Origin of the sequence: Mycobacterium sp. 1274761.0 (assembly GCF_001668615.1) — a bacterium.
GTDB lineage: Bacteria > Actinomycetota > Actinomycetes > Mycobacteriales > Mycobacteriaceae > Mycobacterium.
The window spans coordinates 1-21,809 of record NZ_LZMC01000049.1; the positions used below are offsets into that span (position 1 = coordinate 1).

Below are 21,809 nucleotides of genomic sequence, written 5' to 3' on the forward strand. Positions count from 1 at the left end.
CTCGGCGATCAACCGGGCCGCTTCGCGCACCGCGGTGACCTCGGCGTCGCGGGCATTCGCGTCGCCGGCGCGGCCGCCCAACGCGGCGCGGTGCACGATGATCACCCCGCCCGGGCGCAGCAAGCGCACCCCCTCGACGACGAAGTCCGGCTGGTCGAGGGGATCGGCGTCGATGAACACCAGGTCGTAGGACTCGTCGGCCAGCCGGGTGAGCACTTCCTGGGCGCGGCCGCTGATCAGCCGGGTGCGCGACGGCCCGATCCCGGCCTCGTTGAACGCCTGCTTGGCCAGCCGCTGATGTTCGGGTTCGACGTCGATCGTCGTCAGCACGCCGTCGTGACGCATCCCCGACAGCAGCCACAATCCGCTCACCCCGGCGCCGGTGCCGACCTCGACGACGGTCTTTGCGCCGCTGAGCTTGGCCAGCACGCTGAGCAACGCCCCGACCGCAGGGGTGACGGCGCCCGCACCCGTCTCGACCGCGCGATCGCGCGCCGCCGCAACGATGGCGTCCTCGGAGATCGAATGCTCGGCGTGATTGACGATCGACTCGGCGCGGCTGGGCTGGCTCTGGCTCACCGGGGCATCGGCCATGCCCGCAGCGTAGAGCGGTGCGCAAACGCTCACCACCGCGACACGCCCGTACGGCAACGTCGAAATCCCGCGGCCAACCGATGATTTTCGCTGGTTAAAGCGGGCAGGAACGGGGTACAGCGGGGTTTCTCAGGGAAAGTTCAGTTAGCTCATATGCCCACCACACGACGGTCGGAAAAGGTATGTCGCATGGAACACGGCGGACGCTGGCGCTCTGGGAATAACTCTGTCGATCGTCGTGTTGCCGCGACTGTCGCGTTCCCGACAAGCGGTGAACGCTGTGACCTGGAGGATCCGACGAGCACAACCGTCACGGCGCCCCATCTGGCGCCCGTTTCCATGCCGCACCTCGAGCGCTACACCGATGGCGAATGGGTCGAGTCGTCCGACGAGCCACAGGGCACCGCGATCTTCGACGCCACCGGCGACAAGTCGGCGATGCCCTCTTGGGATGAGTTGGTGCGTCAACACGCCGACCGGGTGTATCGGCTGGCCTATCGGCTGTCGGGCAATCAGCACGACGCCGAGGATCTCACCCAGGAGACGTTCATCCGGGTGTTCCGGTCGGTGCAGAACTACCAGCCCGGCACCTTCGAGGGTTGGCTGCACCGCATCACCACCAACCTGTTTCTGGACATGGTCCGCCGGCGTGGCCGCATCCGCATGGAGGCGTTGCCCGAGGACTACGACCGGGTGCCCGCCGACGAGCCCAACCCGGAAGAGATCTACCACGATTCGCGGCTCGGACCTGACCTGCAGGCCGCGCTCGATTCGCTGCCGCCCGAGTTCCGCGCCGCGGTCGTGCTGTGCGACATCGAAGGCTTGTCCTACGAGGAGATCGGCGCCACCCTGGGCGTGAAGCTCGGGACCGTGCGCTCGCGTATCCACCGGGGCAGGCAGGCGCTGCGGGACTACTTGGCGCGCCATTGCGAGGACACGGCCAGGTCTGCCTGACCATTCACAGGTGTCGGGCATCGGGTCCCGCGCTACATTCAAGTAAGTAAATGTCTGTCGCGCTGGTGATGCATCGAGAGGAGCGGGTGATGGCCGACCCGGGACATGTGTTCCGTCGCGCGTTCTCATGGCTGCCCGCTCAGTTCGCCTCGCAGAGTGACGCACCGGTGGGGCCGCGCGAGTTCGGTTCCACCGAGCACCTGTCCACCGAAGCCATCGCCGCCTATGTCGACGGTGAGCTGCGGATGACCGCACATCTGCGCGCCGCCCATCACCTTTCGCTGTGCACGCAATGTGTCGCAGAAGTCGAGGCCCAGCGCCAGGCCCGCGCGGCGTTGCGGGATTCGCGGCCGATTGCCATCCCCACCTCGCTGCTGGGCCTTCTGTCGCAAATTCCCCAGGACACGGCCCATCTTCAGGCCGGCAACGATGACCAATCTCATTTTGCTGACGACACCATCCGCGGCCGGCGCAAGCGCCGGTAATGTGGACGACAATCCAAGCACCGACGCGCGCCGGCGGACAGCGGCGACCACATAGAGAGTGATACACGGGTGACCAAGCAGGACCAGACCGAAGGTAGCCAACGGGTCGCGCCCCGCCCTGTCATGCGGCCGCCGGTCGACCCGTCCACCACCCGGGCTTTCGGCAGGCCTGAAGGCGTCGACGGCTCCTTCGTCGGCGCGGACCGCTATCGCGACCAAGGCGAGTTCACCCCGACCAACCAGCCACCCGATCCCGTTTTGAAGGAGGCGTTCGGGCGGCCCAACGGCCGTGGTGATTCTCTGCAACGTCATCCCGCCGACATTGGAGCGTTGGAGGCGGAGCGCGAACGGGAGCAGCCGCAGGAGCCCGACGATCCGTGGCGCGATCCTGGTGCCGCCGCGGCTCTCGGTACCCCCGCAGTGCCCGCTCCCGCGCCGATGCCCGCGGCTGCCAACGTCGGCAAGCTCGGCGTGCGGGACGTGTTGTTCGGCGGCCGGGTCTCCTACGTCGCACTGGCCGTGCTGGCGATCATCGCGCTGGTGATCGGATTCGCCGGCGGTTGGGTGGGCCGCAAGACCGCAGAGGTGGTCGAGGCGTTCACCACGTCAAAAGTCACCCTGAACACCGACGCCGGCTCCGAGCAGCCCGAAGGCCGCTTCGCGAAAGTAGCTGCTGCCGTGGCCGATTCGGTCGTCACGATCGAAGCCGTCGGTGACAACGAGGGCGCCCAGGGCTCGGGCGTCGTCATCGACGGCCGCGGTTACATCGTCACCAACAACCACGTGATCTCCGAGGCCGCCACCAATCCCAGCCAGTACAAGCTGTCTGTGGTGTTCAACGACGGCAAGGAGGTACCGGCCAACCTCGTCGGCCGCGACCCGAAGACCGACCTGGCCGTGCTCAAGGTGGACAACGTCGACAACCTGAGCGTGGCCCGCCTCGGCGACTCCGACAAACTGCACGTCGGCGACGAAGTCATCGCTGCGGGTGCGCCGCTGGGCTTGCGCAGCACCGTCACCCACGGAATCATCAGCGCGCTGCACCGGCCCGTCCCGCTGTCGGGCGACGGTTCCGACACCGACACCGTGATCGACGGCGTGCAGACCGACGCCTCGATCAACCACGGAAACTCCGGTGGCCCGCTGATCAACATGAACTCCGACGTCATCGGCATCAACACCGCCGGAAAATCGTTGTCGGACAGTGCCAGTGGCCTCGGGTTCGCGATCCCGGTCAACGAGGTCAAGACTGTCGTCGAGGGACTGATCAAGGACGGCAAGATCGCCCATCCGACGTTGGGTCTGACGGCGCGCTCGGTGAGCAACGACCTCGCGTCGGGCGCGCAGGTGGCCAACGTCAAGGCTGGCGGCCCGGCGGAGAAGGCGGGCATCCTCGAAAACGATGTCGTCGTCAAGATCGGCAACCGCACGGTCGCCGATGCCGACGAGTTCGTGGTGGCGGTGCGGCAGTTGAAGATCGGCCAGGACGCGCCCGTCGAGGTGGTGCGCGACGGCCGCCATGTGACGCTTACCGTGAACCCCGGCTCCGACAACAGCACCTGATGTTCGCCAACGTCGGCTGGGGCGAGATGCTGCTCCTGGTGATCGCCGGTTTGGTGATCCTCGGGCCGGAGCGGCTGCCCGGCGCCATCCGCTGGACCTCTGATGCGCTGCGCCAGGCCCGCGATTACATCAGCGGGGCGACCAGACAGCTGCGGGAGGATCTGGGCCCCGAGTTCGATGACCTCCGCGAACCGCTGAGCGAGCTGCAGAAGCTGCGGGGCATGACGCCGCGCGCCGCGTTGACCAAGCACCTGCTCGACGGCGACGACTCGATCTTCACCGGCAAGTTCGACCAGCGCACCACACCACAACCACCGCCCCCGGCCGAGCCGACGCAGAAGGCGCCGCCGAAGCCGTTGTCGACGCCGTTCGACACCGACGCCACCTGAGCGCACCTAGGCGCATCTCGGCGCATCTCGGCGCGAAACATTATTCCAGCACGCAAATTGCGAGTGGAGCGGTGCGAGGATTCCGTTTCGCGGACGATCTAGCGGCCGGCCGGATCCAAGCCCAGCGACATGCCCGCCAGCCCGCGTTTGCGGCTGGACAGGGCGTCGGCGATGCTCCGCAGCTCCTTGCCGGCGGCCGAATCCGGCGCGCTCAACACCAGCGGCACCCCCGAGTCGCCCGCGGCGACCAGCGCCGGGTCCAACGGGACCTGGCCCAGTAGCGGCACGTCCGCGCCGACGGCCCGCGTCAACCGGTCGGCGACCTGGCGGCCACCGCCCTCGCCAAACACTTGCATGGTCGTCCCGTCGGGCAGCACCAGCCCCGACATGTTCTCGACCACACCCACGATGCGCTGACGGGTCTGCAACGCGATCGCACCCGCCCGCTCGGCGACCTCGGCCGCGGCGAGCTGCGGCGTCGTCACGACGAGGATCTCCGCGCCGGGGATCAGTTGCGCGACCGAGATGGCGACGTCGCCGGTGCCCGGTGGCAAGTCGAGCAACAAGACGTCCAGGTCGCCCCAGTAGACGTCGGCCAAGAATTGCTGAAGGGCGCGGTGCAGCATCGGTCCGCGCCACACCACCGGCGTGTTGCCCTGGGTGAACTGGGCGATCGAGATCACCCGCACCTCGTGGGCGATCGGCGGGATGATCATCGACTCGACCTGAGTGGGCCGTTCCGTCGTGCCCATCATCCGCGGGACCGAGTGCCCGTAGATGTCGGCGTCGAGCACGCCGACCGACAGCCCGCGGGTGGCCATCGCCGCGGCGAGGTTGACCGTCACGCTCGACTTGCCGACCCCGCCCTTGCCCGATGCGACGGCATACACCCGGGTCAGTGAGCCGGGCTGGGCGAACGGGATGACGGGCTCGCGCGCGTCACCCCGCAATTGCTTGCGTAGTTCGGTGCGTTGCTCGTCGCTCATGACGTCCAGGTTGACCGTCACGGCCCCGGTGCCCGGCACGTCGGCGACCGCGGCGGTCACCCGCTCGGAGATCTCCGTCTTCTTCGGGCACGCCGCGGTGGTGAGGTACACCGCGACATGCACGGCACCGTCGGGGGCGACGGCGACGCTTTTGACCATGCCGAGCTCAGTGATCGGCCTGCGTAACTCGGGATCGATCACCTTGGCGAGCCCGGCGCGGACCGCGGCTTCCAGCTCCGTTGAACGTTGTGACATCACCGCCGAGTGTAGGCGGCGTCTACGGAACCTCTTCGCGCGCGGCGGTCGTCAGGTCAGGAGGCCGGGCCGGGGGCCGGTCCCACGCCCTGCGGCCCGATCGGCGTCGGTGTGGCCGGCGCTTCGGCAGCCGGCGCGGGCGAGGTCGGCGCGAATTCCGCGGCAGGGCCCGGCGCGAGCGGGGCCGGCGCAGCGGGTGGCGGGACGACGCCCGGCGGCAGCGCTTCCGGCGGCAGCTGCGGCTGCACAGAAGCGGGCGGGTTCGTGCCGAGGCAGAACACCGCGCAGTTCTGCTGCGGCGGTTGCGGCATCCACGGCGGCAGGCTCTGCGGCGGGCCCGGCTGAGTGACCGCAGGCGCCCCCGCCTCCGCAGGCCCGGGCAGCGGCCCGAAGACCTGCCCGTTGGGTTGCATCTGGCTGGCCACGTCCGTGCGGCTCATATCGGCGAGGGGGACCAGCGCAAGCGGATCGTTGGCCGGCAGCCCGAGCACGTTCATCGGCAGGCCGGGGCCCAGGCCCTGGTAGTTGTCCAGGTGAGCGTCGGCGATGGGCGGGATCGGCCCCGTGATCGGCGGCAGATCGATCGGCACGACGCCCGTTGCGTATGCCGCCGCCCAGCCCAACACGTTCTGGGCGTAGGCCATCGAGTTGTTGTAGCGCAGGATCGCCGTCATCACCTGGGACTGGTCCCGCAGGTTCAGGCCGCCGCTGCACAGGTAGCGCGCCGCCGCGAGGCTGGCGTCGAACACGTTCTGCACGTCGGCCTTGCCGTCGCCGTTGCCGTCGGACGCGTAGCGCGACCAGGTGCCCGGCAGGAACTGCATCGGCCCCATGGCGCGTGCGTAGGTCACCCGGTTGGCGACGCGGCTCATCTCGATGACCTCGTTGCCGGGCAGCGTGCCGTCGAGAGTGGGCCCGTAGATGGGACGCACCGCGGAGCCCGACGCGTCGGTGGCTCCGCCGTTGGCGTGCATCGACTCGATCCGTCCGATGCCTGCCAGCAGGTTCCAGCTGATGCCGCAGCCCGGGTACGAGGCGGCCATCATGCGTTCAGCGTTCTGATAGGCATTCAACGAGATCATCGGAATGCGAAGGGTGCCAGGCGAACTCACGACAGCCGAGGGCAACGGACCGGATATGCCTGCGGCCGAGGCGATGTGGAACGGTGTCGGCGTCTTGGTGATCGCGACGACGGAAGCGCCGTGCGGATTGATCGGCGACGGGGCCACCGCCGCAAGCGGCGTCACCGCTGAATCACGTACGGGCGCCGTCGATGCCGGCGACCCCGCGACCGCTCCCGCAAAGACAACCGGGGTGATCGCCACAATGCCGAGGGCGGGCGACCGCATTACCCGCGCAGCGCGTCGCCGCACTGCCTCGAGCGCGGCCCCTCCCCCTATGTGCACTCAACCGTCCTAGCGTCGATGGCTTGTGAACCAAGTCACCATACCTACTCGGAACGAGCGGTGTGACGACAATGCCTGAGCTGGATTAACCCAGTCGTTTCGAGCGACGGTCGCCGGAGTGGGATTTGCCGGAGCCATCATGGCCCCCGTCGGCCGCCTCGGCGGGCCTCATTTCATGCAATAGGTCACGCAGTTCGTCGAGCTCGCGGCGCAGGTAATCACGGGTGGCCACCTCGCCGACGGCCAGCCGAAGCGCCGCCAGTTCGCGCGCCAGATACTCGGTGTCGGCCTTGGTCTGCTCGGCCCGCCGCCGGTCCTCTTCCAGTGCCACCCGGTCGCGGTTCTCCTGCCGGTTCTGCGCCAGCAGGATGAGCGGCGCCGCGTAGGCGGCCTGGGTGGAAAAGGCCAGGTTGAGCAGGATGAACGGGTACGGGTCCCAGCGCAGGCCGACGGCGAAGAGGTTCAGTGCGATCCAGACGATGACGATGATGGTCTGCCACAGCAGATAGCGCCCGGTGCCCAGGAATCGGGCAATGGATTCGCTGAACTGGCCGACCGCCTCGGCGTCGACGTTGAAGGCGAACCGGCGGCTCGACGTCCGTGGGGTGTCGAGCCGCTGACGCGCCGTCACCTCGCTCATGCGCTGCCCTCGTGTGCGAGGCCAGCGCATTCAACAACCATGATTCGCTCGCAAGCTTCGCTCATGCGCTGCCCTCCACGCCCGTCATTTCGGGTTCCTCGCGTTCCCGCCAGTCATCGGGCAGCAGATGGTCGAGCACGTCGTCGACCGATACCGCCCCCAGCAGGTGGTTCTCCTCGTCGACAACCGGACCGCAGACCAGATTGTAGGCAGCGAAATAGCGGGTGACCGCCGTCAGCGGGTCCTCGGCGCTGAGGCTGGGCAGATCGGTGTCGAGCATGCCACCGACGAGCGCCGCAGGAGGCTCCCGCAGCAGCCGCTGCAGATGCACGCAGCCCAGGTAGCGCCCGGTCGGCGTGGCCGTCGGCGGGCGCACCACGAACACCAGCGAGGCCAGTGCGGGGGTGAGGTCGGGATCGCGCACCCGGGCCAGGGCCTCGGCCACCGTGGTGTCCGGCGCGATCGCCACGGGCTCGGAGGTCATCAGGCCGCCCGCGGTGTCGGGGGAGTGGGCCAGCAACCGTCGCACGTCCTCGGAGTCCTCGGGATCCATTCGGCGCAGGAACAATTCGGCGTCGGCGGGCGTCATGGTGCCCAGCAGGTCGGCGGCGTCGTCCGGATCCATCGCCTCGAGAACGTCGGCGGCGCGTTCGGGTTCGAGCTGACGCAACATGTTGGCCTGCTCGTCTTCGGGCAGCTCCTGCAGCACGTCGGCGAGACGCTCGTCGTCGAGGGCGCGCACCACCTCGAAACGGCGTTTGTCGGACAGCTCGCGAATCGCCTCGGCCACCTCGATCGGGCGCTGGCCCTCGAACTGCTCGAGCAGCTGGGCCACGCCCTGTCCAGGCATCGCCAGCCCCGACGGCGTGAGGCCGTGCACGGTGTGCCAGTCGACGACGTCGATGTTCCTGCGGCGGCCCAGCCGGCGCGGCAACGGTCGCACCGCAACCTTGGTGACCAGCCAGTCACGGGTGCGGCTCTGCTCGATGCCGAGGTCGACCACAACCACGTCGACGCCGGCGAGCTCAGGCAGGCCGGGGTCATCGACGCGGACGCGCGTCTCGATCACCTCGCCGAGAACCAGCACCTCGCCCGGCCGCTGCGAGAACCGGCGCAGCGAGACGTTTGCTGTCGTCAGCGTGACGGCACTCGGATCGATGGCGGTGACCCGGCCGATCGGCACGAAGATCCTGCGGCGGGTCAGCAGTTCGACGACGAGGCCGAGCACCCGCGGTTGATGGCGGACGATGCTGATGCTGATCACCACGTCGCGGATACGGCCGATGGACTCGCCGTCGGGGCCAAGGACCACCAATCCCGCGAGTCGCGCCGCGTAGACCCTGTTCACCGCCATGACTCAAAGGGTAGAGAGTGTGGTTGTGGAAAACCGGTATCGACCCCGCCGAACGATCCTTTCCGTACCCGGCAGCAGCGCCAAGATGATCGAGAAGGCCAAGACGCTGCCCGCCGACGAGGTGTTCCTCGATCTTGAGGACGCCGTCGCCCCGGATGCCAAGGAGGAGGCCCGCACGCGGGTGGCCACGGCGCTGGCCGATTCCGGCTGGGCGGGCCAGCTGCGGGGCGTGCGGGTGAACGACTGGACGACGCCGTGGACCTACGCTGACACCATCGAGGTGGTGTCCACCGCGGGCGCATGCCTCGACATCATCGTGGTGCCGAAGGTGACCGACGCGTCCCACATCACCGCGCTTGATCTGCTGCTGACACAGCTGGAGACGACGCACGGCCTCGAGGTCGGCCGAATCGGCATCGAGGCGCAGATCGAAAACGCGCAGGGGCTGACCAACATCGACGCGATCGCCGCTGCCCCACGTGTGCAGGCGTTGGTGCTCGGGCCTGCGGACATGGCGGCCAGCTTGAACATGCGCACGCTGGAGGTCGGTGAGCAGCCCGAAGGCTACGACGTCGGCGACGCGCACCACTACGTCTTGATGCGCATCCTGATCGCCGCCCGCACCCACGGTGTACTCGCGATCGACGGGCCGTACCTCAAGGTGCGCGACGTCGACGCGTTCCGGCGCGTTGCCGGCCGCTCGGCGGCATTGGGTTACGACGGCAAGTGGGTGTTGCACCCCGACCAGGTCGCCGCGGGCAACGACCTGTTCAGCCCGCGACAGGCCGACTACGACCACGCGGAGCTGATCCTCGAGGCCTATGAATGGCACACCTCACGCGCCGGCGGGGCGCGCGGCGCGGTGATGCTGGGCGACGAGATGATCGACGAGGCCAGCCGCAAGATGGCGTTGGTGATCGCCGGAAAGGGCCGCGCCGCGGGCTTGACCCGTCAAGGGGAGCGGTTCCAGCCGCCGAGGAGCTAGCCGCGAAAACCTATGGAGCGTAGGAGAATCCGCTCGCTGTGACGGCGATGACGAAGATCAGGTACAGCGCGATCAACGCCGTGACCACTGCGCCGACGATGGTGCCCGCCAACGCCAGACCGTAGCCGTCCTGGCCGGTTCGTCGGCATTCACGCATCGCGATGATGCCCAAAATCAGGCCGGCGATCGAGGGCAGCCCGCAGAACATCAGGCCTGCCAGCGAGGCGACCAACGCGCCGATCGCCTTGCCGTTGGTTCCGAGCGGCTTACCGGGCCGGTAGGGGTCATACGGCGGATAGCCCGGGTAGGTTGCGGCCGGCGGGTAGACCGGAGGCGGCAACGGGGGATAGCCCGTCGGATAGTCGATGGGCGCATAGGGATCCGGCTGTTGCGGCGCTTCCTCCAACCGCGGGAATTCCCCGCCGCGGTACGGCTGCTCGGGCGGCACGCTCACGTCACGTCACGTCAGCCGCTGAGCGCGAACACAGTCCAGATGACGCTGATGATCAGCGTTGCGACGCCGACGGCGATGCCCGCAATCGCCAGTCCGTGGCCGCCCTGGCGCCGCTCTTTGATCTGGTTGAGGGCGACCACCCCGAGGCCGATTCCCACGAGTGACCCGAGCGTGCACAGGATCCCGATCAGCGACGCCACCAGCGACCAGATCGCCAACTGGTTCGTCTCGGGTTGCGGCTGCCCGTAGCCATCGCCGTACCCACCTGGATAGCCAGTCGGCGAATACGACGGCGGATAACCCGTTGAGCCGCCGTACGGCGAGGGCGGCGGTGGCGGATAGGACTGTGCGCCGTAGTTCTGCTGTCCGCCGAACGCCGAGGGATCGGGATAGGGCGGGGGATAGCCGGGCTGGGTTCCGGGCTGCTGCACGCCCGGCGTCGGGTAGCCGGGCGGCGGTGGTGGATAAGCCGGCGATCCGGGATAGGCCTGCGGCTGGTAGCCGCCCTGCTGATACTCCCCGGGCGGCTGGTAGGTGGGCTGCTGATAACCCGGTTGCTGGTAACCGGGCGCCTGATATCCCGACGGCGGCTCATAACCGCTCGACGGCGGCGTGTACCCCGGCTGAACGAACTGCTCTGTCGGCGCGGCGGGCGGCGTGAACTGCTCGGTGGCAGCCTGTGGCTGCGACTGCTCGATCGGCGGTGCCTCGTGGGCGCCCGATGACGGCTCCGACGCGGCCGAGCCCGAGTCGGATGATGGCGTTTCGGAGGAGTCCCCGCCCGGATTTGTCATGCTGTTCAACCTAGCGTATGTGCAGGTACTCGTGGCCGGAGTGGACGCAGGGCACGAACGCCGGAGCCGAATCGTTGAGGGTTTGTGACCGAAGCAATTCAGGGCACGAACCAGAGGAGAATGAGGACCGATGACCAGTCCCTTCCAACCCGGACAGACTCCTGGAGCGAGGCCTGGCGCGCCGACGCCAACACCGCGGGGCCCCGGCGCCCTGCCGACCCCGCCGAAGGGGTGGCCGATCGGCTCGTATCCGACGTACGCGGAAGCGCAGCGCGCGGTGGACTACCTGTCCGATCAGCAATTCCCGGTTCAGCAGGTGACGATCGTCGGCGTCGACCTGATGCAGGTCGAACGGGTGACCGGACGGCTCACCTGGCCCAAGGTGCTCGGCGGCGGCGTCATTACCGGCGCCTGGCTGGGTCTGTTCATCGGTCTGCTGCTGGGATTCTTCAGCGAGAACCCGTGGGCATCGCTGATCACCGGGCTGGTCGCGGGCATCTTCTTCGGCCTGATCACGTCCGCGATTCCCTACGCGATGGCGCGCGGCACAAGAGATTTCAGCTCCACCTTGCAACTCGTCGCCGGCCGCTACGACGTGCTGTGTGATCCCCAGAACGCCGAGAGGGGCCGGGATCTGCTGGCGCGCTTGACCATCTAGCCTCCCTTCGCAGCAGGTCGCGATCGTGCCGCGGCCACCGACGCGCCGCCACAAGTGTTGCCAACCATGCACGGCTGGCTCTACGGTGCTGGCGGGTATCGGACCGGACAGGAGGCGGGTGTGCGCGCACGTCGACTGTGTGCCGCGGCGCTGGTCGCCGCGACGACGGCGTCCGTGACGACGGCGTGCGGCTCGGGCGGCGGCGGCATCACCATCAACCTCTACACATCGGCCAACGAGTTGGCGACGTTCAGTGCGCTGGCCAAGCGCTGTGATGAGCAGTTCGCGGATCGATTCACCATCAAGCAGATCAGCCTGCCCAAGAGCGCGGATGAACAGCGGCTGCAACTGGCCCGCCGCTTCACCGGCGACGACAAGACCCTCGACCTGATGGCGATGGACGTGGTGTGGACGCCCGAATTCGCCGAAGCGGGTTGGATACTGCCGCTGTCCGATGATCCGTCCGGACGAGCCGATGCCGATGCGACCACCGACACGTTGCCGGGACCACTCGAGACGGCGCGGTGGCAGGGCAGGCTCTACGCCGCTCCGGTCACGACGAACACGCAGATCCTCTGGTACCGGGCCGATCTCGTGCCGGAGCCGCCGACGACGTGGGACCAGATGGTCTCGACGGCTACCGAGCTGCACGCCCGCGGCAAACCGAGTTGGATTGCCGTGCAGGCCAAGCAATACGAGGGTCTGGTGGTCTGGTTCAACACCCTGTTGGAAAGTGCCGGCGGCCAGGTGGTGTCCGAGGACGGCAAGAAAGCCACCCTCACCGACACCCCGGAGCATCGGGCGGCCACGGTGAAGGCACTGCAAATCATCAAGAACGTGGCCACCGCGCCCGGCGCCGACCCCTCGATCACCCGCACCGACGAAAGCACCGCTCGGCTGGCGCTCGAGCAGGGCAATGCGGCACTGGAAGTCAACTGGCCCTTCGTGTTGCCGTCGATGCTGGAGAACGCCGTCAAAGGCGGCGTGAAATTCCTGCCGCTCGACAAGCGGCCGGATCTGGCGAACAGCATCAACGACGTCGGCACGTTCTCGCCGTCGGACGATCAGTTCCGCGCCGCCTACGACGCCAGCAAGAAGGTTTTCGGTTTTGCGTCCTATCCGCGTGTGCAGCCCGACAAGCCGGCGAAGGTGACACTCGGTGGCCTCAACCTCGCGGTGGCAAAGACCACTCAGCACAAGGCGGAAGCGTTTGAGGCGGTGCGCTGTTTGCGCAGCCCGGAGAATCAGCGCTACGCCTCGGTCGAGGGCGGCCTGCCCGCGGTGCGCGCTTCGTTGTATGACGACCCTCAGTTCCAGGCCCGCTATCCGCAGTACGACATCATCCGCCGGCAACTCATCGACGCCGCGGTGCGGCCGGCCACCCCGAATTATCAAGCGGTGTCTACTCGTATCTCGGCGACGCTCGCGCCGATCACCGCGATAGACCCGCAGCGGACGGCCGATGTATTGGCCGAGCAGGTGCAGAAAGCCATCGACGGTAAGGGCCTCATCCCATGACCGTCTCAGCGCCGTCGGGTCAGTTGACCGGCCGCACCGACGACCGCACATCGCAACGCCGCCTGGCTTATGTGTTGATTGCGCCCGCCGTGATACTGATGCTGGCGGTGACGGCGTATCCCGTCGGGTACGCGGTGTGGTTGAGCCTGCAGCGGTACAACCTCGCGACGCCCGACGACACCGCGTTCGTCGGTCTCGACAACTACGTCACGGTGCTGACCGACCGTTACTGGTGGACCGCCTTTGCGGTCACGCTCGGCATCACCGTCGTATCGGTCGCCATCGAATTCGTGTTGGGTATGGCGCTGGCGCTGGTCATGCACCGGACGATTTTCGGCAAAGGCGTTGTGCGCACCGCGATCCTGATTCCCTACGGCATCGTCACCGTCGCCGCGTCGTACAGCTGGTATTACGCGTGGACACCGGGCACGGGTTATCTGGCCAATCTGCTACCCACGGGCAGCGCGCCGTTGACCGAACAGCTTCCGTCGCTGGCCATCGTCGTGCTGGCCGAAGTATGGAAGACGACGCCGTTCATGGCGCTGCTCCTGCTCGCCGGGTTGGCGTTGGTGCCGCAGGATCTGCTCAACGCCGCGCAGGTCGACGGTGCCGGGGGGTGGAAGCGGTTGGTCAAAGTGATTCTGCCGCTGATCAAACCGGCGATCCTGGTAGCTCTGCTGTTCCGCACCCTCGACGCGTTCCGCATCTTCGACAACATCTACGTGCTGACCGGTGGCACCAACAACACCGGCTCGGTGTCGATCCTGGGCTACGACAACCTGTTCAGGGCGTTCAACCTCGGGCTGGGCTCGGCAATCAGCGTGCTGACCTTCCTGTCGGTCGCCATCATCGCGTTCATCTACATCAAGGTCTTCGGCGCGTCGGCTCCCGGGTCGGACGAGGAGAGGCGCTGACCATGCGCGAACGTGTCGGCGCCGGACGGGCGACGGGCTGGGTGGTCGTCAACGTCATCGTGGTGCTGTACGCGCTCTTCCCGGTACTGTGGATTCTCAGCCTGTCGCTCAAGCCGACGTCAACTGTCAAGGACGGCAAGCTGATTCCGTCGCAGATCACCTTCGACAACTACCGGGGCATCTTCAGGGGAAACATCTTCAGCTCGGCATTGATCAACTCGATCGGTATCGGGCTGATCACCACCGTGATCGCGGTGATCGTCGGCGGCATGGCGGCCTACGCGGTGGCCCGGTTGGACTTTCCCGGTAAGCGGCTGCTCATTGGCGTGGCGCTGCTGATCGCGATGTTCCCGCAGATCTCGCTGGTGACCCCGATCTTTAACATCTGGCGCAGTGTCGGGCTGTTCGACACGTGGCCCGGCCTGATCATCCCGTATATAACGTTCGCGCTGCCGTTGGCCATCTACACGTTGTCGGCGTTCTTCCGGGAGATCCCATGGGATCTGGAGAAGGCGGCGAAAATGGACGGCGCCACGCCGGCGCAGGCATTTCGCAAGGTCATCGCTCCGCTGGCGGCGCCGGGCATCGTCACCGCCGCAATCCTGGTGTTCATCTTCGCCTGGAACGACCTGCTGTTGGCGCTGTCGCTGACGGCCACCCAGCGGGCCATCACCGCGCCGGTGGCGATCGCGAACTTCACCGGCAGTTCGCAATTCGAGGAGCCGACCGGATCGATTGCGGCGGGTGCCATGGTGATCACGGTGCCGATCATCATCTTTGTCTTGATTTTCCAACGAAGGATCGTCGCCGGGCTGACGTCCGGTGCGGTGAAGGGATAGTTCGATGGCCGAGATTGTGTTGGACCGGGTGACAAAGAGTTACCCCGACGGCGCCAACGGTGATCGGCTGGCCGTAAAGGATCTGTCGGTCACCATCGCCGACGGTGAGTTCATCATCCTGGTCGGCCCGTCGGGCTGCGGCAAGTCGACGACGCTGAACATGATTGCGGGGCTTGAGGAAATCTCTTCGGGCGAGCTGCGCATCGGCGGCGAACGGGTGAACGAGAAAGCGCCGAAGGACCGCGACATCGCGATGGTGTTTCAGTCCTATGCGCTCTACCCGCACATGACCGTGCGCCAGAACATCGCGTTCCCGTTGACGTTGGCCAAGATGAAGAAGGCCGACATCAACGCCAAGGTGGAGGAGACCGCGAAGATCCTCGACCTGACCGGGCTGCTGGACCGCAAACCGGCGCAGCTGTCGGGCGGCCAGCGTCAGCGCGTCGCGATGGGGCGGGCCATCGTGCGTAATCCCAAGGCGTTCCTGATGGACGAGCCGCTGTCGAACCTCGACGCGAAGCTGCGCGTGCAGATGCGCGCAGAGATCGCGCGTCTGCAGAATCGGTTGGGCACCACCACGGTCTACGTGACGCACGATCAGACCGAGGCGATGACCCTCGGCGACCGTGTTGTCGTCCTGCGGGCCGGCGTAGCCCAGCAGATCGGCACGCCCGAGGAGCTGTATGCGAAGCCGGCCAACCTGTTCGTCGCCGGGTTCATCGGATCGCCCGCGATGAACTTCTTCCCGGCGACGTTGACCGATCTCGGCGTCAAGCTGCCGTTCGGGGAAGTCATGTTCACCCAGGAAACCCAGGACGTGCTCGCGCAGCACAACAAGCCCAACAACATCATCGTGGGCATTCGGCCCGAACACATCGACGACGCCTCGCTGATCGACACCTACGCACGCATCCGCGCGGTGACGTTCGAAGTGACCGTCGATTTCGTTGAATCGCTGGGCGCCGACAAGTACATCCACTTCAAGACCGAGGGTGCGGGAGCGCACGCGGCGCAGCTGGCGGAGCTGGCCGCCGATTCCGGGGTCGGGGAAAACGAGTTCGTGGCACGGGTTTCCACCGAATCGAAGGTGACGCCGGGTCAGACGGTCGAGCTGGCCGCCGACACTACCAAGCTGGTCCTGTTCGACGCCGACACCGGCGCCAACCTGAGCATCCCACCGGAGTGAGCGACGTCCTCGCAGCCGTCCGCGTCCACCTGCGCGCGCATTTCGACGCCGAACCCGACGCCGCCAGCGTGACGTTCCTGGGCACGCAGTCGTTCGACGTGCTGCGGTTCGGGCCCGACGATCGTCCCGGGCTGGAGGGCGTCGTTCACTATGTGTCCCTTGGCTGTTCGCGCGAGCCGATGACCGACCCGGCCGAGCTGGTCGCCGATCCGGTCCGCGGCCCACGCGCGGAGGTGGTGGTCTCCTTGCGTGGGCCGACGCCGACCGGTCTGGCCCGAAGCGTGGCCGTGGTCGCCGCCGCCCCCGCCGTCGAGGGGCTGGTGCTGGTGCCCGACGCGTTGGTCGACCTGGGCACGCCGTTGTGGAGCGGCGCCCCGTTCACCGCGTTTCTGTTGGGCCGCAGCGACATTGCTGACGTCGCGCTGCCCGCGCCCTACGATCCCGTCGCAGTGCTCTCCGCAACCCCGATCACCGCCACGGAGGCGGCGTGGGTGCGGCTCAAGGGTGCCGAGGCGATGCGTGAGGCGTGGCAGACCGACGGGGTGGACGTGCTGGACCCGGCCCGGCGGGCGTCGTCACCCAGTTGATAACCGCGAAACGGAATTCCAGCACCCAAAGTGCGAGTAGCGACGTGCTGGAATATCGTTTCGCGGAGCTAGAGCCAGTTGTTCCGCCGGAACGTGCGATGCAGCAGCAGGCAGACGCAGGCCATCAGCGTCAGCACGGCGGGGTAACCCCACGTCCACGTCAGCTCCGGCATGTGCTCGAAATTCATGCCGTAGATACCGGCGATCGCGGTGGGCACGGCGGCGATCGCCACCCACGCCGAGATCTTGCGCATGTCGACGTTCTGCTGCATCGCGACCTTTCCGAGCGCGGCCTGCACCAGCGAGCTGAGCATGTCGTCGTAGCTGGTGATCCGGTCGGACGCCTGAATGTTGTGGTCGAGCACGTCGCGCATGTAGCGCCGCACCTCGACCGAGATCAGGTCATTGTGATCGGTGCCGATCCGTTGCAGGCCCAGCGTCAGCGGCGCGACCGCCCTGCGCAATTCCACGACTTCCCGCTTGAGCAGGTAGATGCATTCGATGTTGGTCTGGGTCAACGGCGAGAAGACGTCCTCTTCCATCGCGTCGATGTCGGTCTCGATCAGATCGGTGACGTCGAGGTAGCCGTCGACGACGTGGTCGGCGATGGCGTGCATCACCGCATAGGGGCCGAGCTTGAGCGTGGCGGGTGAGGCGTCAAGCCGCTTGCGCACCTCCGCCAGCCCGCTGTGCTCGCCATGGCGGACGGTGACCACGAAGTCGGCGCCGACGAAAATCATGATCTCGCCGGTCTCGACGATCTCGCGGGCCAGCGCCACCGACTCGTGTTCCACGTAGTTGACCGTCTTGAGGACCAGAAACAGCGTCTTGTCGTAGCGCTCTAGCTTCGGTCGCTGATGGGCATGCACGGCGTCCTCGACGGCCAGTTCGTGCAGGCCGAACACATCGGCGACGGCCTGCATCTGGTGTTCGTCGGGCTCGTGCAGGCCGATCCACACGAAGGCGTCGTTGCCGGCGGCTTCCAGCTCGTGCACCTTCTTCAGCGCAGCGGCGTGGGTGTATTTGCCCGGCAGCCGCTTTCCGTCGGCGTAGACACCGCAATCGACCATGGCCCGCGCGACGGGAACGTGAATCGACTTGGGATCGGGATGGGAGTGTTTGGTCCGCACCGGTCGAAGGGCGGGAGGTAGTGCGCCACGGAACGACGGCATAGGAACACCTCCTGCCACGCCGAGACACCTGCGGCGGCCAATGCTACGCGGTCAACGCGGAAGCGGACTGCGGGTCAGGCCGCGAGCCGCACCGGCAGTTGCTTGAGCGTGTTGTTCAGATTGCTTTGGATGCGCACTGGATCGCCGGTCAGCTCGAATGTGCCGAACGCGTCGAGCAATTCTTCGAAGAACACCCTGCCTTCCAGTCGAGCCAGGTGGACGCCGAGACAGAAGTGACTGCCGATACCGAAGGACAGGTGCGGGTTGGGGTGGCGATGGATGTCGAATCGCTGCGGCTCGGTGAACACCTCTTCATCCCGGTTAGCGGACGTGTAGTACATCGCCACCTTGTCGCCGGCGGCAATGCGTGCACCCGAGAGTTCGACGTCGACGAGTGCTGTGCGCCGGAAGTAGTGCAACGGATTGTCGTATCGGATGATCTCCTCGACGGCGCCGGGGATCAGCGAGCGGTCGGCGCGGAGTTCTGCCAGCTGATCGGGATGGCGCATCAGGGTGAGCAAGCCGCAGCCGAGCATTCCTTTGGTGGTGTCATTGCCCGCCGTGACGAGTTGCACGAAGAAGCTGCCGAAGTCGATGTCACTCATGGGCTGGCCGCCGAAGTCGGCGTCGAGTATCGCGCTCGTCAGATCGTCGGTGTGCGGACCGCTGCGCCGGTTCGCCGCCAGTTCGATCGCGTATAGAGCCATCTCCATTGTGGCCGCTTGAGCGTCGGCGATGTCGGGGTCCTGGCTGGATGTGTTGCGTTCGGCGAGCTCGTGAAGGTGAGCCCAATCCTGTTGCGGCAGCCCGAACAACTCGCCGATCACCCGCGTCGGCAGCGGTGAGGCCACCTCGTGAACGAAGTCGACTTCCCCACGCTCTCTCGCTTCGGCCATGATCGTTCGGCAGATCTCGCGCACCCGACCCTCGATCGTGTTGATGACCCGGGCCCGGAAATGAAGCGAAAGTGGAGTGCGGTGTGTCGTGTGCACCGGCGGATCCATCGCCAAAAGCATGTTGCGCATCATCGCCAGGTTCTCGGGGGAGAGGTTCTCGACGACGACGCCGCCTTCGCTCGCCGAGAAGATGTCGGTGTGGCGCGCCACGTAGCAGACGTCGGCGTGCCGCAAGACCGCCCAGAAGCCGGGCTGTCCGTCCATCGGCTGCCAGTGCACGGGATCGGTCCGTCGCAAGACCGCTAACGCCTCGTGGGGCGGCCCGTCTGCGAACGCGCGGGCGCTCGCGAGGTCGACCACCGCTGCGCTGGACACCTCAACCCACCAGCACGCTCGGCCGCGGGAGACCCTCGGCCTCACACAGCATGCGGTAAGCCGCCAGGGTGAGGGCCCCGTCGACGACGCTTTCGACGTTGCCCTCCGCGTCGAGGTTCAGGTTGGCCCCATACATCTGGAACCAGACGTGGGTGTCGTCCTCGAGCACCTGCAACGTGTGCACCGATCCCGCGGGCTCATAGAGGAACGACCCTGCGCGGTTGACGTAGTCGTACTCCTTATATTTCCAGGCCCCTGAGGTGGTGTAGGCGTATACCGGTCCGGTGTGCTTGTGGCGTTGCACTTCGTAACTGGCCTGGAAGATGTTCTCCACGATCCAGAGGCCTTCGGCCTCCTTGACCTGAATCACCTTGAGCTTCGAGCCGTCGCCGATGTCGACGAACGGGAGTTCCTCGGCGCCGATGTGGACTGCCTTGGGCATGTCGACTGTCAGCATGTCGGCCGCCTCTCGTCGGATGATGTGGGTGCGCTAGTTTCGTCGCGGACCATTGTCTTCCCAAGGAGCCTTCGACGTGAGCACTTCTCCACTAAAGGTGGCGGTCACCGGTGCCGCCGGCCAGATCGGCTACAGCCTGCTGTTCCGCCTGGCGAGCGGCTCGTTGCTGGGGCCGGACCGTCCGATCGAGCTGCGCCTGCTCGAGATCGAGCCGGCTCTCAAAGCGCTAGAGGGTGTCGTGATGGAGCTCGACGACTGCGCGTTCCCGCTGCTGTCCGGCGTGGAGATCGGCGCGGATGCCAACAAGGTCTTCGACGGCGCGAACCTCGCGCTGCTCGTCGGTGCGCGGCCCCGCGGCCCGGGTATGGAGCGCAGCGATCTGCTGGAGGCCAACGGCGCGATCTTCACCGCACAGGGCAAGGCCCTCAACGAGGTGGCCGCCGACGACATCCGCATCGGCGTGACTGGTAACCCGGCCAACACCAACGCGCTCATCGCGATGAGCAACGCGCCCGACATCCCCAAGGAGCGGTTCTCGGCGCTGACCCGCCTGGACCACAACCGGGCGATCAGCCAGCTGGCCCGCAAGACCGGCGCCAAGGTCACCGACATCAAGAAGATGACGATCTGGGGCAACCACTCGGCCACGCAGTACCCCGATTTGTTCCACGCCGAGGTCGGCGGACGCAACGCCGCGGAGGTCGTCAACGACCAGGACTGGATCGAGAACGACTTCATCCCGACTGTCGCCAAGCGCGGCGCGGCGATCATCGACGCCCGCGGCGCCTCGTCAGCCGCGTCGGCGGCATCGGCGACCACCGACGCCGCCCGCGACTGGCTGCTCGGCAGCCCCGAGGGCGACTGGGTATCGATGGCCGTGATCTCCGACGGCAGCTACGGCGTGCCGGAGGGCATCATCTCCTCGTTCCCGGTGACGACCAAGGATGGCAATTGGAGCATCGTGGGCGGGCTGGAGATCGACGACTTCTCCCGGAGCCGCATCGACAAGACCACCGCGGAACTGGTCGACGAGCGCAAGGCCGTGACGGACCTCGGCCTGATCTAGCCGCCGTCTGTGAATCTGACGACGAAAATCCGCATGAACCGTCGTGGAATTCACAATCGACGCTTGGGGGGACGATTAGGTTACCTACCAGTTCGTCGCTACCCTGAGGGCCGTGTCTGAGCCGCTAGAAAGTCCGCAGGTCGTGGTCACCGACGAAGAGATTTTCGATGCTCACGTAGCCGGCAAGCTCTCCGTCGAACTGAAGGCTCCGCTGGATACCCAGCGGGCCCTGTCGATCGCCTACACCCCGGGTGTGGCTCAGGTCAGCCGCGCCATCGCCGCAGACCACACACTGGCCGCCCGCTACACGTGGGCCAGCCGACTGGTAGCGGTCGTCAGCGACGGCAGTGCCGTGCTCGGCCTCGGCGACATCGGACCCGCGGCGTCGCTGCCGGTGATGGAAGGCAAGTGCGGACTGTTCAAGGCCTACGGCGACCTGGACGCGATTCCGATCGTGCTCGACACCAAGGACCCAGACGAGATCGTCGAGACCCTGGTGCGGTTGCGGCCGACGTTCGGTGCCGTCAACCTCGAGGACATCTCGGCGCCGCGGTGCTTCGACATCGAGCGCCGGCTGATCGAGGCGCTGGACTGCCCGGTGATGCACGACGACCAGCACGGCACCGCGATCGTCGTGCTTGCGGCGATGATGGGCGCCACCAGAGTGCTCGACCGCGACATCTCCTCGCTGCGCGTGGTGGTCTCCGGTGTGGGCGCCGCGGGCATGGCATGCGCGAATATCCTTCTCGCCGCTGGCGTTTCGGACATGACGGTGCTCGACTCCCGCGGCATTCTGCACCCCAACCGCGACGGCCTCACCCCGGTGAAGCTCGATCTAGCGCGACGCACCAACCCAGACGGTGTGTCTGGCGGAATGATCGAGGCGCTCAAGGGCGCCGACGTCTTCCTCGGGCTTTCGGGCGGCGTCGTCCCCGAGGAGCTCATCGCGACGATGGCGCCCGACGGCATCGTGTTCGCGCTGAGTAACCCCGACCCCGAGGTGCATCCGGACATCGCTGCCCGCCACGCCGCCATCGTCGCAACCGGACGCAGCGACTTCCCGAACCAGATCAACAACGTGCTGGCGTTCCCCGGCGTGTTCCGCGGCGCGCTGGACGCCGGAGCCCGCAGGATCACCGAGCGCATGAAAGTCGCTGCGGCCGAGGCCATCTTCAGCGTCGTCGGTGACGACCTTGCCGCCGATCACATAGTCCCCAGCCCCTTGGACCCGCGTGTCGGGCCCGCGGTGGCGCAGGCCGTCGCGGCGGCAGCGGAGGACTGA

Annotated in this window: 22 protein-coding genes and 1 pseudogene; 13 read left to right on the plus strand and 10 right to left on the minus strand. The window is 66.9% G+C overall.

What is annotated here, in order from left to right; translation table 11 throughout:
* Nucleotides 1-594: O-methyltransferase (locus A5651_RS08215; protein ID WP_066978177.1), on the minus strand; the 594-nt coding region annotated here is incomplete at its 3' end.
* Nucleotides 595-783: 189 nt separating this feature from the next.
* On the opposite strand from A5651_RS08215, the pseudogene sigE reads away from it, so the two are divergent.
* The 4 genes and pseudogenes from sigE to tatB all read left to right on the plus strand — a co-directional run bounded on the left by sigE (nt 784) and on the right by tatB (nt 3,985).
* A pseudogene (sigE, locus tag A5651_RS08220) lies at nt 784-1,598 on the plus strand (RNA polymerase sigma factor SigE).
* A gap of 39 nt (nt 1,599-1,637) precedes the next feature.
* Nucleotides 1,638-2,033, plus strand: coding sequence for an anti-sigma E factor RseA (gene rseA / locus A5651_RS08225; RefSeq protein ID WP_066978180.1), 396 nt, complete (start codon nt 1,638-1,640; stop codon nt 2,031-2,033).
* A 69-nt stretch (nt 2,034-2,102) separates the two neighbouring features.
* The gene (locus tag A5651_RS08230; RefSeq protein WP_066978049.1) at nt 2,103-3,596 is read left to right on the plus strand and encodes a S1C family serine protease; all 1,494 of its coding nucleotides are present in this window, start codon (nt 2,103-2,105) and stop codon (nt 3,594-3,596) included.
* Nucleotides 3,596-3,985, plus strand: a complete 390-nt coding sequence (tatB, locus tag A5651_RS08235; protein ID WP_066978052.1) for a Sec-independent protein translocase protein TatB — start codon at nt 3,596-3,598, stop codon at nt 3,983-3,985. The genes A5651_RS08230 and tatB overlap by 1 nt, the downstream gene beginning before the upstream one ends.
* A 98-nt stretch (nt 3,986-4,083) precedes the next feature.
* On the opposite strand, the gene A5651_RS08240 is transcribed toward tatB, so the two are convergent.
* The 4 genes from A5651_RS08240 to A5651_RS08255 all read right to left on the minus strand — a co-directional run bounded on the left by A5651_RS08240 (nt 4,084) and on the right by A5651_RS08255 (nt 8,626).
* Nucleotides 4,084-5,226 (minus strand): Mrp/NBP35 family ATP-binding protein, encoded by a 1,143-nt coding sequence (locus A5651_RS08240; protein ID WP_066978056.1) that lies wholly within the window; start codon nt 5,224-5,226, stop codon nt 4,084-4,086.
* A gap of 56 nt (nt 5,227-5,282) precedes the next feature.
* Nucleotides 5,283-6,632, minus strand: a complete 1,350-nt coding sequence (locus A5651_RS08245) for a lytic transglycosylase domain-containing protein (protein ID WP_082943646.1) — start codon at nt 6,630-6,632, stop codon at nt 5,283-5,285.
* A gap of 85 nt (nt 6,633-6,717) precedes the next feature.
* Nucleotides 6,718-7,272, minus strand: coding sequence for a DUF1003 domain-containing protein (locus A5651_RS08250; protein WP_066978062.1), 555 nt, complete (start codon nt 7,270-7,272; stop codon nt 6,718-6,720).
* A gap of 61 nt (nt 7,273-7,333) precedes the next feature.
* Nucleotides 7,334-8,626 (minus strand): magnesium transporter MgtE N-terminal domain-containing protein, encoded by a 1,293-nt coding sequence (locus A5651_RS08255; protein ID WP_066978065.1) that lies wholly within the window; start codon nt 8,624-8,626, stop codon nt 7,334-7,336.
* Between the two features lie 25 nt (nt 8,627-8,651).
* On the opposite strand from A5651_RS08255, the gene A5651_RS08260 reads away from it, so the two are divergent.
* Nucleotides 8,652-9,611 carry a CoA ester lyase gene (locus tag A5651_RS08260; protein ID WP_156662726.1) on the plus strand — a complete coding sequence of 320 codons (960 nt, stop codon included), beginning with the start codon at nt 8,652-8,654 and terminating at the stop codon, nt 9,609-9,611.
* Nucleotides 9,612-9,621: 10 nt separating this feature from the next.
* Here A5651_RS08260 and A5651_RS08265 read toward each other — a convergent pair whose 3' ends face one another.
* Both A5651_RS08265 and A5651_RS08270 read right to left on the minus strand, forming a co-directional pair.
* Complete coding sequence (locus A5651_RS08265; RefSeq protein ID WP_066978071.1) at nt 9,622-10,065, minus strand: DUF4190 domain-containing protein; 444 nt, start codon at nt 10,063-10,065, stop codon at nt 9,622-9,624.
* 11 nt (nt 10,066-10,076) lie between these two features.
* On the minus strand, nt 10,077-10,859 hold the full coding sequence (locus A5651_RS08270; protein WP_066978074.1) for a DUF4190 domain-containing protein: 783 nt from the start codon (nt 10,857-10,859) through the stop codon (nt 10,077-10,079).
* Nucleotides 10,860-10,989: 130 nt separating this feature from the next.
* Between A5651_RS08270 and A5651_RS08275 the strand changes: the two genes are divergently transcribed.
* From A5651_RS08275 to A5651_RS08300, 6 genes are all read left to right on the plus strand, one after another.
* Nucleotides 10,990-11,517 (plus strand): general stress protein, encoded by a 528-nt coding sequence (locus A5651_RS08275; protein WP_066978077.1) that lies wholly within the window; start codon nt 10,990-10,992, stop codon nt 11,515-11,517.
* Between the two features lie 120 nt (nt 11,518-11,637).
* A complete protein-coding gene (locus A5651_RS08280) occupies nt 11,638-13,035 on the plus strand; it encodes an ABC transporter substrate-binding protein (RefSeq protein WP_066978183.1) in 1,398 nt (465 codons plus the stop codon).
* Nucleotides 13,032-13,949 (plus strand): carbohydrate ABC transporter permease, encoded by a 918-nt coding sequence (locus A5651_RS08285; protein WP_066978081.1) that lies wholly within the window; start codon nt 13,032-13,034, stop codon nt 13,947-13,949. Before A5651_RS08280 ends, A5651_RS08285 begins: the two co-directional genes overlap by 4 nt.
* A 2-nt stretch (nt 13,950-13,951) precedes the next feature.
* Nucleotides 13,952-14,788 (plus strand): carbohydrate ABC transporter permease, encoded by an 837-nt coding sequence (locus A5651_RS08290; protein ID WP_066978084.1) that lies wholly within the window; start codon nt 13,952-13,954, stop codon nt 14,786-14,788.
* A 4-nt stretch (nt 14,789-14,792) separates the two neighbouring features.
* Nucleotides 14,793-15,974, plus strand: a complete 1,182-nt coding sequence (locus tag A5651_RS08295; protein ID WP_066978087.1) for an ABC transporter ATP-binding protein — start codon at nt 14,793-14,795, stop codon at nt 15,972-15,974.
* Nucleotides 15,971-16,561, plus strand: a complete 591-nt coding sequence (locus A5651_RS08300; protein ID WP_066978090.1) for a suppressor of fused domain protein — start codon at nt 15,971-15,973, stop codon at nt 16,559-16,561. Before A5651_RS08295 ends, A5651_RS08300 begins: the two co-directional genes overlap by 4 nt.
* A 68-nt stretch (nt 16,562-16,629) precedes the next feature.
* Here A5651_RS08300 and corA read toward each other — a convergent pair whose 3' ends face one another.
* The 3 genes from corA to A5651_RS08315 form a co-directional block, all read right to left on the minus strand.
* Nucleotides 16,630-17,733: a magnesium/cobalt transporter CorA gene (corA, locus tag A5651_RS08305; protein WP_066978092.1), complete on the minus strand. Its 1,104-nt coding sequence runs from the start codon at nt 17,731-17,733 to the stop codon at nt 16,630-16,632.
* Nucleotides 17,734-17,807: 74 nt separating this feature from the next.
* Nucleotides 17,808-19,004 carry a cytochrome P450 gene (locus A5651_RS08310; RefSeq protein WP_082943647.1) on the minus strand — a complete coding sequence of 399 codons (1,197 nt, stop codon included), beginning with the start codon at nt 19,002-19,004 and terminating at the stop codon, nt 17,808-17,810.
* Nucleotide 19,005: 1 nt separating this feature from the next.
* Nucleotides 19,006-19,461 (minus strand): 2,4'-dihydroxyacetophenone dioxygenase family protein, encoded by a 456-nt coding sequence (locus A5651_RS08315; protein WP_066978096.1) that lies wholly within the window; start codon nt 19,459-19,461, stop codon nt 19,006-19,008.
* Nucleotides 19,462-19,537: 76 nt separating this feature from the next.
* On the opposite strand from A5651_RS08315, the gene A5651_RS08320 reads away from it, so the two are divergent.
* Nucleotides 19,538-20,527: a malate dehydrogenase gene (locus tag A5651_RS08320; RefSeq protein WP_066978099.1), complete on the plus strand. Its 990-nt coding sequence runs from the start codon at nt 19,538-19,540 to the stop codon at nt 20,525-20,527.
* 112 nt (nt 20,528-20,639) lie between these two features.
* Nucleotides 20,640-21,809 (plus strand): NADP-dependent malic enzyme, encoded by a 1,170-nt coding sequence (locus A5651_RS08325; protein WP_066978102.1) that lies wholly within the window; start codon nt 20,640-20,642, stop codon nt 21,807-21,809.

Excerpts from the sequence above, each read along its gene's own strand:
- rseA (WP_066978180.1), top strand. The coding sequence starts at position 1,638 with ATGGCCGACCCGGGACATGTGTTCCGTCGCGCGTTCTCATGGCTGCCC.
- tatB (WP_066978052.1), top strand. The coding sequence starts at position 3,596 with ATGTTCGCCAACGTCGGCTGGGGCGAGATGCTGCTCCTGGTGATCGCC.
- A5651_RS08240 (WP_066978056.1), bottom strand. The coding sequence starts at position 5,226 with ATGTCACAACGTTCAACGGAGCTGGAAGCCGCGGTCCGCGCCGGGCTC.
- A5651_RS08250 (WP_066978062.1), bottom strand. The coding sequence starts at position 7,272 with ATGAGCGAGGTGACGGCGCGTCAGCGGCTCGACACCCCACGGACGTCG.
- A5651_RS08255 (WP_066978065.1), bottom strand. The coding sequence starts at position 8,626 with ATGGCGGTGAACAGGGTCTACGCGGCGCGACTCGCGGGATTGGTGGTC.
- A5651_RS08270 (WP_066978074.1), bottom strand. The coding sequence starts at position 10,859 with ATGACAAATCCGGGCGGGGACTCCTCCGAAACGCCATCATCCGACTCG.
- A5651_RS08275 (WP_066978077.1), top strand. The coding sequence starts at position 10,990 with ATGACCAGTCCCTTCCAACCCGGACAGACTCCTGGAGCGAGGCCTGGC.
- A5651_RS08285 (WP_066978081.1), top strand. The coding sequence starts at position 13,032 with ATGACCGTCTCAGCGCCGTCGGGTCAGTTGACCGGCCGCACCGACGAC.
- A5651_RS08290 (WP_066978084.1), top strand. The coding sequence starts at position 13,952 with ATGCGCGAACGTGTCGGCGCCGGACGGGCGACGGGCTGGGTGGTCGTC.
- A5651_RS08295 (WP_066978087.1), top strand. The coding sequence starts at position 14,793 with ATGGCCGAGATTGTGTTGGACCGGGTGACAAAGAGTTACCCCGACGGC.
- corA (WP_066978092.1), bottom strand. The coding sequence starts at position 17,733 with ATGCCGTCGTTCCGTGGCGCACTACCTCCCGCCCTTCGACCGGTGCGG.
- A5651_RS08315 (WP_066978096.1), bottom strand. The coding sequence starts at position 19,461 with ATGCTGACAGTCGACATGCCCAAGGCAGTCCACATCGGCGCCGAGGAA.